Raw genomic sequence first — 13128 nt, 5'->3', positions numbered from 1 at the left:
GTTAAAAATAGTTTCTGCTATCACCAATTTTGCGATGCTGAAAAACTGTTAATTGAAAATGTTATCAAGTTTAAGTATCTCGCTTTGACGTTGCTCTATCATAGAGTCACTGTAGGTATCTAATGTTAATTTAGCAGATTGATGTCCCAAAATTCTACTCAAGCTCACAATGTCCATCCCTTGCTCAATTGCTCTAGTAGCAAAAGTGTGACGCAGCATATGGAAGTGGGCATCTGCAAAATCAGTATACTTAATTAGCTTCTTAAACCTATAGTTGATAACTCTTGGTTCCGCAAAGCCATTTTTGGTAAAAGCAAGGTATTTTGAATATCCTTTTGCTTTTTCTGCAACTAGGTATTCCTTCAATTTTTTACTTAGAGGAACAACTCTATTTGATAGTGTCGTTTTAGGACTGTCTACAATGACTTGAGTTCTTTTCTCATACATACCTGTCGCTTTTATCCGGACAACAGTTTTATTAACATGCAGTAAATTACGTTCAAAATCGATATCCTCCCATGTTAACCCGCTTATTTCACCTATGCGCAGGCCGGCATAAAGAGAAAGAAGGATTGGCAATCCATGTAAATCGTTTCTTGCAAGTGATTCCAATACAATCTGCTGAGATAGATGGAGAGCATGCACCTTTTTGGGCGTTTCTCTGGGTAAAACAATTTTCCTTTCAATCTTATTAGTAATCAGTCCTTGAAAATATGCCTCGTTTACCGACTGCTTAACCAAGCTTAAGATTAAACGAATAGTATTTACAGATAGTCCCTTTCTGGACAGGTAAGTCACGAATTCCTGTAAAACTTGGTCTGTTATATCAGAAATTTGCATCCTTGAAAAAAAGGTAATATATAGGTGGCACTTGTCCTAAGATAGTTCGAATAAGTAGAAATTTTTACTCTATTCCTTATTGATGGAAGAAAACTTTTACTATACCAATCTTCAAACTTAATATTAGACAGTTTTGAAAAACTATTGGGTATCCAGATATGCTTTGCTTGAAGTATGTTTAATTGGCTTTTAACTTCAGAAAAACTTTTCCCATAAACATAGCCATATTTTATTTTTTTATCTGAAGTGCGATCTTTTATGTATCGCCCTTCCCAACGACCATCTTTTCTTTTATAAATATTTTTCCCACGTTTACTAATTGAGGAACATCCTTTCTAACTGACTATTTTTTTGACGGCGTAAAATTGGATAGGCTTTTTTTTAGCATAATTATTTCACAAAAAAGAAAAAATATTGGTTATTTAAAGTCAAAAAAAGCAACACTTTTATACTAGACCGAAGACGACTTAGTATCTTTTCTGAATACTATATTTTTCACAATTCAGTATGCAATTTTTTTTCTTAATTTTTTTAAAATAGTTTGCTGTATTTTTTTACCAAGAACCTTTAGCTTTTCAAAATTCAGATAATCCGTCAAAAATAATAAATATTTTTTTTAATAGTGTTGACAATTGAAGAATCTGCACTTAAACTGTAATATATAGATTCGGTGATTAACTCTGTGGGAAATTATTTCCTACAATTGTTAGTTGTAAGAATTTAGATAAACTATATTTAGCTGACTATTAATCTAATTCTTCACAATAAAACAACTTCGTTAGTTTATACTCTACAAAGAAAAAGAACAATAGTTTTTATATTAAAATTCATCTGTTATTTTAACATTTGTAAAACAAATTGAAATTTACACAACCTGTTTCATTATTACTTTAAACAACTGAAACCATTAAGTCCTGAAGGATACCTTTTGATTGGTTTTCCATTAGACTATTTTCAATAACCTTGCCAATACTATCTCAAAAACCCCTAGAGAAGCCATACTCTCTAGGGGTTTAGTGTTACACTGAGTTTTATTTCTCAAAAATTATGATTTTTTATAATATGCTGCCAGTCTAATTTGAAATGTTTAAGTTTGATGCTGTAATTTCCATTTCTCTTCGCAATAATCATAAAAGTATCAAGCTCACAAACTTATTTACAAGGGACGTCTCTTTTTAAAAATCGTACTGCTCTTCTTCCTCTTGCCAGATGGCTTGGTACGTTTTAGACAGCACCATGGTATCTTGCACAAAGTTACGCAGACGGAAGATGACATCATCATTGATAATCTGGTTTCCTACAATGTCTGACTCTTCAATGAATACATAATAAGGAAGCAGATTCGCTTTCATATAGCTAAGAATCGGTTTTAATTGATTTTCCGCTACAAGAAAATGCTTCGCAGAGCCGGCAGTTATTATGAAACTGACAGTTTTTTTGTAAAATGCTTTTTGAGGTAGAAGATCAAAAATATTTTTTAGTGTTCCTGGGATAGATGCCTGATACGTTGGTGTTGCAATAATAATGACCTCTGCATCCATCAAGGTCTTGGTAAGCAAACCAGTATCTCCGGTATAATCCATATAATTACGGCCATCACTAAACTGTAGATTCAAGTTTTTTAAATCTAATAGGGTTACTTCAGCTTCAGGATAAGTGGTTTTTAAGTTTTCTTCCACAACAGCTAGTGCATTTCGTGTTTTACTACCAACAATTGAAGAAGAGAGTAGGGCGATTTTCATTCGATGTTAACTCCTTGTGTATTTTTTTACAGCAGGCAATACTTTAGTCCCAATTAGCTCAATCGTTTTTTGAATTTTATCAAAAGGAACGCCGCCAAAATCAATTTGAGCAATGTAACGTTGGTTATCAAACATTTCATGTTGGTATAAAATTTTTTCAATGATTTCTTCAGGGGAACCAACATTTATGATGCTTCTACTATCATAAGCTTGAGCGAAAGCTTGTTTTGGGAATCCCTGGCCATTTGTTTTAGCCATGCCTTCATTAATATGGGGATAATATTCCTGCAAAGCCGTTTTGGTGTCCTCTGCTAAATAGAAAAAACCACCTGTTGCAACGGGCAATGAGGTTTCATCAAAGCCCGCCTCTTTGGCCGCTAAGCGATATGAATCAATTGTTGTTTTGAAAATTTGTGCCATGCCGCCAAGATGGGCCATATACATTGGTACACCAGCGAAACCTGCCTTAATTGCACTGGCACGATTTCCGCCGACAGCTCGCCAAATCGGCATTTCTTCAGCAAATGGTCGAGGAAGAACATGAGCATTGTTCAAAGGTTTTCGATAGTTTCCATTCCATGTTACAACTTCATTTTTATTTAATTCCAGTAGCAGGTTAAACTTTTCTTCAAATAACTCCTCATAATCTGCCAAATCATATCCTAGCAACTCAAAAAGACCGACACGAGATGCGCGTCCGGCGACAATTTCAGCACGCCCGTCACTAAGTAAATCTAATGTTGAAAAATTTTCATATACACGAACAGGATCAGAAGTGCTGATAATTGTTGCGCCACTAGATAGTTTTATTTTCTTGGTTGCTGCGGCAATATTGGCTAAAATTAATGCATGGGCCTGTGAAACAAAATAATCCTGATGACTTTCGCCAAGAACGAAGGCATCGATGCCTGCTTGTTCACTCAAAATCGCCATTTGTTTTAGCTCGTCAAGCCGTTGTTTCTCAGAAATCATTTTTCCAGTGTGAGGATTTGGCAAACGATCTCCTAAAGTATAAATTCCAAATTCCATCCCTTTACTTTTATCAAAGTAAGGTATCATGTTCTCGTTTTCTCTAGTCACAACTATCCCTCTTTCCTTTCAGCTTCTTTTTCAGTATACCTTCTAACTAAAAGTAAGTTAAACGATATGCTTGGAACTCTTCAAGGATTAAAAAATGGATTTTCTTTTTCATTTACTTTAAGCTTAGCCGCAATACCATTCAGGTGTGAAAGGATTAAGAATCCTTGATACGCTACCCAGCTTCTCAGTTAACCTAATAGGCAGCATTTTTTGAAATTATTTATCTTGTAAAAAATAAGTTTCAAAAACAGTTCCTCCTTCTGAAATTTCATGAGGTTTAAGCTCGTTTAGTCTACAAGCGTCCTGATTGATGAGGTTGAATTCACCAACCGAGAGGGAACATTTATTGGATGAAGATGTCCCCAATCTTCAAAAATGTATATTTCCTCTTCCTATGTTATGATAAGCTTATAGAATTTCGCTATGAACGTTATCGTTACCTTTCGTCACTATAGAGAAAGGAGAATGGATATGACATTCACTAACAACAACGTGGAATACAGAGTGACTTTAGATACACAATTAAATATCTTTATTGTTTTTAACAAAGAAGACGAATCTAAATTTGCGACTGGCACCACCATTGAAAATGCAGTACTTGAATTAGAAAAAATCGCATAAGGAGTGGAAACCTCTAATGGACAACAGCTATTCGTACTGAAAGCATCTACCGATAAAAAGGCAGATGCTTATTTTTTTGCCATGAAACTGACACTTCTCCGCTGAATCCCCAAAAAAATGAGCTAGGAATCAAAAAATTCCGCTTATGATGCTAGTTTGACTTTTAAATGTTTAAACAATTTTCCAATCAATCTTTAGTTGAAATGTGTATGGCCGTTTACTTTTAGAAAAAATTTTTTTCTGAAGACAAAAAGGGAGCCCATCGGCGGGGACCGATGGGCTAGGATGCTAGTTCAACTTTCATCAACTCTTATACCATTTTCAGCTTCACTCCTAGTTGAACTGTATGCGACCTGTTGCTCTTCAGAAAAATTTCCTTTTTCTCAAGGACAAAAGGAACCCGCTAGCGGGGACTGGCGGGTTTAGGAGTAAAAAATGAAAAAGTGTTTTATTGGGTTTGTTTTATTGGGATGAGTTCATAATAACTTGAAGTTATAAATTTTTTGTGGACTTTATATTGTAAAATTTAGAAACGTTTGTGGCGAGTTTATGAAAGCTGTTAATTGATGCACCTTAAAACAAGTAAGTGTGTCATCAACTATGCCGCTAATATGAAGCCACATTTCATCTATCCAAATCCACAGCTTCCAACCAAGATTTTGCAATAATTGCATGTCCAGGCAGTGACAGATGTACACGGTCTGACGATAGAGCATAGGAGGATTGAATTGCTGTAAATTTGTCCATTTCAGCTTGAATATCAATATATGTCAATGAAAAATTAGCTGCAATCTTTTTTGTGATTTCATTATATTCTGCGACCATCTGTTTCATCGGATCAAGATTATTTGCTTCTAGCATGAATGCAGATAGCAAGATGATCTTTGAATGTATGGCTAAACTCTGTATGATAAGTTCCGTATAAGTCTGCTCAAAAAGTGTTTTATTAACTTGTTCTATCTGGGTAAATTTATTATCAAAATGACGCCAGACATCATTTATCCCTATCATAATTGTTAAATAATCAGGCTTCAAATCTAAAATATCTTGCCAACGTGCTTTTAAATCCGTTACTCGATTACCACCAACACCTTGATTAATTATCATCAACTCTTTTTCAGGATGGAATGCTGTGGTGTAAGCATTAATCAAACTAACGTACCCTTGCCCTAGAGAATCGACAGCACCAACTGTTGTATTGTAATTGCGATTACAATCAGTGATAGAATCACCGACGAACACTAGGCGATTACGTTTATCAAACATATGCTAACTCCTTCGTAATTTATGATTTCTATCCTAATTTAGCTTCATTTGAAAGTACAATCTTATTGCCAAATTTTCCTTCTGTTTCAAAAATAACAATTTCATTTTCACCTAACTTTAACAAAGGACCAGGTATATATAATCGCTCCTGCGGGCTAATTTCCCAGAAGCGACCAATGTTAAACCCATTCACAGTAACAAAACCTTTACCCCAGCCACGACAATCAATAAAGGTATCGCCAATCTCAGTCACGTCGAAGGTAAATCTGTAAAAGCTAGGCGTACCATAAATGAAATCCCCAGAAAAATCGACTTTCTCTAAATTGTCCATCGGCAAAGAATAGATTTGCCACTGGCTCTGAAAAGCACCATTGAGAATGACACCATCACGAATCCCTTTGGTTTGATGATTCATTTTTACCGAATAATTCACCCGCCCCATATTTTCAACCAAAATACCTAATGTATTTTTTGACTCTGTTAAATCAAACGCAACTTTCTCACCAATTTCTTTGTCATACTGAGTGAATAAAGGCTGATTATTTAACATGATTTGAGCACGATCATTGCAATTTATCAAACGAAAGTCTTCAATTTTTCGAGCTGTCCCAATCTCACTTTGATAATAAATATAACCGTATCCTTGGTCTAGTATCTCCATCGAGACTGGGTAAGGTGAAGAGATTGGTTGGCTAATTTTGGATAGAGTAGCTACTAATGAGACGCTATCCCTTAACTTAATTTCACCATAATTTATTTTCTTAATCGTTGTACTCAATGGAAAAGAAGGCAGTGAAACAAACTGGGAGATGGTCTTTTGAAAAGCTAAATACTTCGGGGTAATCTCCCCTGATTCGCTTAAGGGCGCATCGTAGTCATAGCTAGTCACATCTGGCGCTAATTTTTCATAGTAATTTGCTCCATTCATAAAGCCAAAGTTTGTCCCGCCATGAAACATATAGATGTTTACAGAACCTTCATGCAACGCATCTGCTAACTCCTGATTTGCATCAAATCTATCCGTTTGATGATGAGTTTCATCCCCCCAAGCATCAAACCAGCCAATCCAAAATTCTGTGACCATCTTAGGTCGTTTTTCTCCATGAAAAATTGTTAATTTTTGGAAGTTTTCTTTAATTTTGGACCCGCAATTGATTGTTGGTAGTGCAACATCAGGAATCGAGCCGTTCTCCAAGTTGTCTAGCCAAGGGCCATCTGAAGTTATTAAGGGCGTTGTCACACCAAGTTCTCTCATCAGCTGAGCTTGTTGGTATAGATAATTTTTATCATTGCCATATCCGCCGTACTCATTTTCAACCTGCATTAAAATAATTGGCCCTTCTTGGTCAATTTGGAGGTCAATAAATTCCAAGAAAAGCCGATCAAAATAGTTTTTCACCTTTTCTAAATAAGGTGGGTAACTAAATCTGATTTTCATGAAAGGATCTTTTAGCAGCCAATAAGGTAAACCACCAAATTCCCATTCAGCACAAATATATGGTGCTGGGCGTAAGATTACATAGAGACCGACCTGTTGAGCAGTCTGGATAAAGCGCCGCAAATCCAAGCCCTTTTCAAAATTGAATACTCCCTCTTGAGCTTCATGCAAATTCCAAGGCACATAGGTTTCTACAGTATTGCATCCCATTAGTTTCAATTTTTCAAGGCGGTCAAGCCAATATTCCGGCACTACTCTAAAGTAATGAATACTCCCAGAAATGATTTGAAAAGGCTGACCGTCTAATAAAAAATCTTCTTTTATTTCAAAAGTTCCCATACTGACTCCTTTTCATAATTAATCTCTCTCTTGTGTATTACTGAACTGATATTTTTCAAAAACCTTTTTAAAAATGATTGAGTTCAAGAATACTGGTAAAGAAATTCCGACAAAAAGTACCAAAATGATAGTCATTGGCATATATAGTGGCAACACTACTGCACAAGCAAAGATTAAGAATACTAAAATACTTTGTCCCATATTTTTAAATGACATGACCAACCCAACAACAAAATGCGCCTTTACGCTGTTTTCAGAATAACCAATTAACGGAAATACATATAGAAAGGCCAAAATATAGACAGTTACAAGCAGCAGAATTAAATATCTCACAAGACCACCAACATTTAAAGTAGCTTGGATGGTTCCAGAAAAAACAAAAACTCCGCCTAGCCCTAGTAAAAAAATCAACCAACTGATTGTTGCTTTTTTAAAATTTTTACAAAACATTTCAATAAATTCTTTAGCCAAATGTTTTTCTTGGTGACGTTGCATTTTAAAGGAAATTTCATATCCCGAAGCCAAGACACTTCCTATTGTTATCAGAGGAAGAGAAAATAAAAGCATCAGCAAATTTAACACGATTAATTGATAACCTCTAGTTAAAATTTGATAGATTTTCGTATCAATAACATTTCGTCTTTCCATTTTCTATTCCTCCGTGATTTTTATTTCCTTACAAAGTAAATCTCTCGTAGATTGACGCCTGAATTATTGAAATTTATTGGTACCATTTGCTGTCCTTTTTCAAGCCAGATCTCTACATCTTCTGATTTTTGATACTTGGAGTAATCAGATGTTTCTGGGAGTGACATGCTGGTAGAAGGTAAAACTATTTCCGGCAGTAAATCACCTTTATAAGAATATTCTACAGAGAAGTCGTACCATCCACTTTCTTCAATTGCTACAGGCAAAACAATCTGAGTATCAACATCCAAATAGCCTAAATTGAAACGGTCAGTTTTCATTTCTAAAATATGACCTTGAGAGTAGGAATCAGATAGATAGTTTTCTATTGGAAAGATTTGCTGTTGGTAATTGATTGGTTGAAATTGAACCTCACTTAACTGTATTTCAAAAATAGAATAGTTTTGAGCTGTAGATGTAAATTCTAAAACTTGCGTTCCTTCATCCAAATTAATTAAGTAATTAACCTCATTCGTATCATTCCAAATATAAGGAAAACTCAGTTTCGCAACAGTCTCACTTTTCGCCCTAACACTTAATCCATCAACAATTGAAGAGGAGTTTGTCAGACGAAACTTCAGCTTGTACGCTCCTGTTTTCGGCACATCTATATAATAGGACAAGCTACTTTGACTAGAAGCTGGATGTAGTGAACCATTCTTTTTGAAAGCCTTATCCTCAAATAAACTGGTTATCTCGTCAGAAATTATCAAAGGTTCAACAAATTGTAAATCAGTTTCTAGTAAATTATAAGCAGTTTGAATATCAATAATTTTTTGATTAATTTCACGTTGAGTTATATCTGTTTCAGTCAACATCGCTTTCCCCAAAGTAATTTCATTTTCATAAGCAATCCAAGTCTCACGAACATAAATTTCGGGTGTCAAAGAATCAAATACATTCAATTCTTTATTTAAGTGGCTAAAATCAATTTCTTCTGAATCATCAAAACGGCCAAATGCTAACCAATCTATGTTTCCCGCACTTCCTTTAGAATCTTTTTCAACAGATATAAAAATATTTTGAACGTCATTGGTAACAACTATCGGTACCCGTTTAGTTTGATAATTATTCCATCCACCAGTTGATGTAAGATTGACCTGACTTATGATTGGTCCGTTCAGCGAATCCTTTCTAACAATTAATCCACCATCATTAGAATTGGCTGTATAATTTACATCAATATAATCCATGCCACTAACGCCAAAATTTACATAGTTATACCAAAAATAATCACCGTTATCTAACTTAGTCAAAATCTGGTTCTCTGTTTGATTGGGAAAATTTTCTATATCAATCTTTTCTTTTCCTGATACTCTCTCTGCCTCAATTCTCTCATATGAGTTATTGGAAAGTAAAACTGAGTTAGTCCTAAACAATCCAGAATACTGCCATGTGAAATGATGATAGTTACCGGTATCAACATTTATATGTCCAGCAACCGGACGATACGGTCTGGTAAATGTTTCAAAATTTTTGTCTTGATAAAAATCGGCTAGTCCTTCAACCATTGCTAAAGGATATTCATTAGCTGTTAAAAATTTTACATAACCTTGGTTATTTCCACCATACTCATGTGGCCAATCAACAAAAGATTTTTTTCCACTAGCAAAATCGACAATATTGGTCACCGCTTTTCTCAAGCCAATACCATCTTCATTTTCATAATTTAATAGATCAATTCCAATCTCGTCATAAATGATTTTTGCGGCATTTGTCATAGGGGATAATGCAAAATAATGATACCAGAAGGATGCTCCTCCTCTAGCTTCATGTGGCATAAATCCATCGGTTGTTATATTACTTTCAATTTTCGCCTTTAAAATATTGGCATTCTCTTGTAGCTTAGCGACATCTCCTTTATACGAATAGTAGGTTGTCTGCGCAAATAAAGCCCAATCTCCCCAATTGTTTTGGTTATGAATTCTTCTTTGCCATATTGGTAATAAAACTTCCTCAACCCAATTTTCAAAGCTTTCTTGAGATTCTTCTGACCAACCTGGATAATCTTTGATATAATAAGCACCTTGAATTATTCCCGAGATTAGATAACTAGAAACTAAATCTCCATCGGAGCCTGATACTTTTCTATTTGTCATACTCCAGGAGTCAATGACTTGAATGGCTTCATTTGCATATTTCTCTTCTCGTGTAACCTGGTATGCAATAGCATTAGATAATACTTTAGTCGCATCTTGCTCCATACCATCCTTAGCTGCAAGATGCCCTTCTTTGTTGGCATAATAACCTGGAACTTCCCAGTTCTCAACTGCATGAGTTGAATTATCTTTAGTCTTTTCTACATCCTCTAAAACCTCTTGATACGTCTCATACCAAGGAGACTGCTTTGTCTCAATCATATCTTTAATAAAATCAAAATCAGGTGTGGTAGCTTTTGCGATTACGGGGAAAAAACATGCCACAAAACTGATAATTAATAGATATTTCATTTTAGTTTTCATATCTTCCCTCATTTCATCTCAAACTAAAGCTCGTTAAACCATAGCAATAAGGTAAAACAAAAGTTACTAAACTTTTGTTTTACCTATTAAGAGTGGTTACATCCCTAATTTTTCTTTGTTTTCAGCAATTTTTTCATTTTTTATTTGATTAACCTCTTCTATGCTATTTTGATCTTGGAATGTTTTATACTCTGCAATCAGTTGATCGACTTCCTCATCACTGCTAGCCCGGATAGCAGAAACCAATGTTGTGCTCCAATTGGTTTTAATAGCACTTAACGCCCTCGCTTCGCTTGTCCCTGGATCAGGTTCAATATTTTCTGTTTCGAATTGTGGTTGTAATTTGTCATCTGCCCAAGCCATCATTTGATGAAGTGCTTCCTGATAGGATTGTGGATTTAGTGCTCGATACTTATCGTGACCAAATTGACAAAACTCTCCAACTCGATATTCTTTTTTCCACTTGTCTGGATCACTTTGCTGCACCTCTAAAGCTTCAGGAGTAAATTGGATTTCATCATCAGAAACATATTCATAGGTTTCTCCTTCAATTCCATAAGTAGTTAGCATTTGACCGTAATCACTCAATAAGTAGGTGAAAACTTGAATAGCTTTGGCAGGGTCCTTCGCATCCTTGGTTATATAATTAATCATCCAGCCTGAAATACCTGCTTGAGTTAAAATTGGTTCGTTGCCGACAGTACTTTGAACCGCATCGATAGCCATATATGCTCCATCAGGATTGCTTGAGGCAAAGGCTTGGATAGGTGCACCATGGTTAATGAAGCTTGACATCAAAACAGCTGCATATTTTCCAGAAGAAATTTTATTTTTAAATGTCTCATTATCATCAGTGAAGGAGTCATCACTTATTGCTCCGTTCTCATGAGCTTGGCGTAAAGTTTTTAACCATGTGATATAATCTTCGTCTAAATTTCGATCATTATACTGATCGCCATCAAGATAAGGAACACCAATCAAGTCTTGAACAACCCGATCAAGCGAATTAGTTGCTAATCCATCTTTAGGCAAATCGTTAAAGCCTAGAGGAATTAAATCAGGAAATTGCTCTTTAATAGAATTCAATGCCTCTAAAAAACCTTCGGGTGTCGTCATATCTGGTCGCCCGATTGCTTCATAAACATCTTCACGAATAATTAGCCCATCATTTCCATGAATAGCTCCGCTAGCATAATCCTCAGCTGTATTAGAGTAGTCTGGATATCCATAAGACTTGCCATCAGATAGTTGGTACCAGTCCAATGTCTCTTCACTAGCTACATCCAGAAAATAAGGATCATATTTCTCTGCTAAATCTTGCAGTGGCCATGCCCATGACTCAGCTTGTCTTGCAATAGAAGCATTTGCATCAAAGATAGAAATGATATCTGGCATATCTCCACTAGCAAAGAAGGTGTTTAGTTTAGTATCGTCACCAATAATAAATTCAATATCGATATCTAAGTCTTCTTTGATTTTTTTGGTCACTAAGTCTTCCCCAAAGCTACTATCCCACCACTCAGCATTGACATACCAAGTCAGTTTATTATCTTCTTTAGTATCTAGCTGCCAAGCAGGCGTGCTAGCATCCAACTCATAGCGATCTCCTAAATCCGGTAACGTCCCGCTACTTTCATCCTTGGCTTCACTGCCGCCTCCACAACCACTCAATAACAATGTAGCACCTGCAATAAAAATCAAACTTTTCTTTTTCATTTTCTCTCTCCTATTCTTTAACGGCTCCTAACATCATTCCAGAAACAAAATGCTTTTGTAACAATGGATAAATTAATAAAATCGGAATTGTCGTAATGACAATTGTTGCTAACTGTATGCCTTTTGAAGTAGTTTCAATTACAAAACCAGCGTTCATATTTTGAGCTGCTGCCTGTGTTTGCACAATAATTTCATAGAGCTTCATTTGTAATGGATATAGTGTCTGGTCCGTAATATAAAGTTTAGCTGACATAAAGTCATTCCATTGCCAGACTCCATGGAACATGGCAATTGTTGCTATTGCCGGCTTTGACAAGGGTAAATATATTTTTGAAAAAATAAACCAGTCATTAGCTCCATCCATTTTTGCAGATTCCTCTAATGAATCAGGCACATCCCGGAAGAAATTCATTAAGATAATCACATCGTAATAGCTAAAAAGTGCTGGTATGATATACACCCAAAATGAATTTAACAATCCAAGCGATTTGATTAACAAATAGGTTGGGATAATTCCACCAGCGAAAAACATTGTAACAATGCCCATTGAGCTGTATAATTTGCGCCCTTTTAAGTTCCTCTTAGAAAGAGCATAGGCAACGATTGCGCAGAACAAAGTATGAGCAACCACCCCAATGACAGTTCGACCAATCGAAACCCCTAATGCTCGCCAGATAGTGTTATCTTGAAAAACTGCTTGGTAATTGTTTAAAGATACCTCTGAAGGGAAAAAGATAAAGTCTCCTTTAGCCAAAGCTTCGTTTGAGGCAAAGGATGAAGCCACTACATTCCACAGCGGTACAATAATAATAACGGTGAACAGAATTAACAGCAGAGTATTAACAACTGTAAAAACCTTTCCTTCTTTAATCTTGTTTTTGTGCTTTTTTTTGGTTGTGAGCTGTTGTTTTTTTTCAGTCATGTCCATCTTTTCACC

The 13128-nt window shown here is 35.6% G+C and carries 10 protein-coding genes and 1 pseudogene; 1 reads left to right on the top strand and 10 read right to left on the bottom strand.

Annotation, left to right across the window (positions count from 1 at the left end; all coding sequences use genetic code 11):
* Positions 1–48 precede the first annotated feature (48 nt).
* The 4 genes and pseudogenes from ORH16_RS15370 to ORH16_RS15360 form a co-directional block, all read right to left on the bottom strand.
* Entirely contained in the window at positions 49–612 is a 564-nt protein-coding gene (locus ORH16_RS15370) for a site-specific integrase (RefSeq protein ID WP_265459735.1), read from the bottom strand.
* Between the two features lie 84 nt (positions 613–696).
* Positions 697–840: pseudogene (locus tag ORH16_RS18955) on the bottom strand (phage integrase SAM-like domain-containing protein); the annotation flags it as partial.
* A 1175-nt stretch (positions 841–2015) separates the two neighbouring features.
* Entirely contained in the window at positions 2016–2582 is a 567-nt protein-coding gene (locus ORH16_RS15365; protein WP_265459734.1) for an NADPH-dependent FMN reductase, read from the bottom strand.
* A 6-nt stretch (positions 2583–2588) separates the two neighbouring features.
* Positions 2589–3641, bottom strand: coding sequence for an LLM class flavin-dependent oxidoreductase (locus ORH16_RS15360; RefSeq protein WP_265459863.1), 1053 nt, complete (start codon positions 3639–3641; stop codon positions 2589–2591).
* 492 nt (positions 3642–4133) lie between these two features.
* Here ORH16_RS15360 and ORH16_RS15355 point away from each other — a divergent pair, with 492 nt between their 5' ends.
* The gene (locus ORH16_RS15355; protein ID WP_265459733.1) at positions 4134–4283 is read left to right on the top strand and encodes a hypothetical protein; all 150 of its coding nucleotides are present in this window, start codon (positions 4134–4136) and stop codon (positions 4281–4283) included.
* A 624-nt stretch (positions 4284–4907) separates the two neighbouring features.
* Here the strand turns inward: ORH16_RS15355 and ORH16_RS15350 are convergent.
* From ORH16_RS15350 to ORH16_RS15325, 6 genes are all read right to left on the bottom strand, one after another.
* Positions 4908–5549, bottom strand: coding sequence for an SGNH/GDSL hydrolase family protein (locus ORH16_RS15350; protein WP_265459732.1), 642 nt, complete (start codon positions 5547–5549; stop codon positions 4908–4910).
* Positions 5550–5577: 28 nt separating this feature from the next.
* Entirely contained in the window at positions 5578–7326 is a 1749-nt protein-coding gene (locus tag ORH16_RS15345) for a glycoside hydrolase family 35 protein (protein ID WP_265459731.1), read from the bottom strand.
* A gap of 18 nt (positions 7327–7344) precedes the next feature.
* Positions 7345–7974 (bottom strand): DUF624 domain-containing protein, encoded by a 630-nt coding sequence (locus ORH16_RS15340; protein WP_265459729.1) that lies wholly within the window; start codon positions 7972–7974, stop codon positions 7345–7347.
* A gap of 20 nt (positions 7975–7994) precedes the next feature.
* A complete protein-coding gene (locus tag ORH16_RS15335) occupies positions 7995–10475 on the bottom strand; it encodes an alginate lyase family protein (protein WP_265459728.1) in 2481 nt (826 codons plus the stop codon).
* A 96-nt stretch (positions 10476–10571) separates the two neighbouring features.
* On the bottom strand, positions 10572–12191 hold the full coding sequence (locus ORH16_RS15330) for a sugar ABC transporter substrate-binding protein (protein ID WP_265459727.1): 1620 nt from the start codon (positions 12189–12191) through the stop codon (positions 10572–10574).
* 10 nt (positions 12192–12201) lie between these two features.
* A complete protein-coding gene (locus tag ORH16_RS15325) occupies positions 12202–13113 on the bottom strand; it encodes a carbohydrate ABC transporter permease (RefSeq protein ID WP_265459862.1) in 912 nt (303 codons plus the stop codon).
* Positions 13114–13128: the final 15 nt, after the last annotated feature.

The organism is Enterococcus sp. HY326 (assembly GCF_026157065.1).
In the GTDB taxonomy this organism is placed as follows: Bacteria; Bacillota; Bacilli; order Lactobacillales; family Enterococcaceae; genus HY326.
This window is presented reverse-complemented; position numbering and strand designations above follow the sequence as displayed.